General features: G+C 31.1%; 1 protein-coding gene. It reads right to left on the bottom strand.

Annotated elements, in window-relative coordinates:
• Positions 1 to 280, bottom strand: a 280-nt coding sequence (locus tag AB4486_RS27910; RefSeq protein WP_372120058.1) for a hypothetical protein, incomplete at both ends; no start/stop codon positions are given.

Raw genomic sequence — 280 nt, 5'->3', positions numbered from 1 at the left:
GAGGTTTTTCCTCATTGAGGAGTAACAAATCATTTAACTCATTCCGACTATAATTTTTTTTATTTTTAAATGCATTAACAGCATCCATCTGGGTTAAAGCACCACTAAACCTATCTTGCAAATAATCTAGGCTTTTCTTTATTTTTTTTCCATCGCCTATAAAGTCATATAATTGCTTTTCCGATGGCTTCAAGAAGTGTTCAAATCTATTGACATTTTCGCTATATATTTTGAAAACATTATTATCTTTTAAAACTACCATTGCGCCACTATCAAGAGC

This window comes from Vibrio sp. 10N.222.55.C6 (assembly GCF_041473395.1).
In the GTDB taxonomy this organism is placed as follows: domain Bacteria; phylum Pseudomonadota; class Gammaproteobacteria; order Enterobacterales; family Vibrionaceae; genus Vibrio; species Vibrio crassostreae_C.
This window is presented reverse-complemented; position numbering and strand designations above follow the sequence as displayed.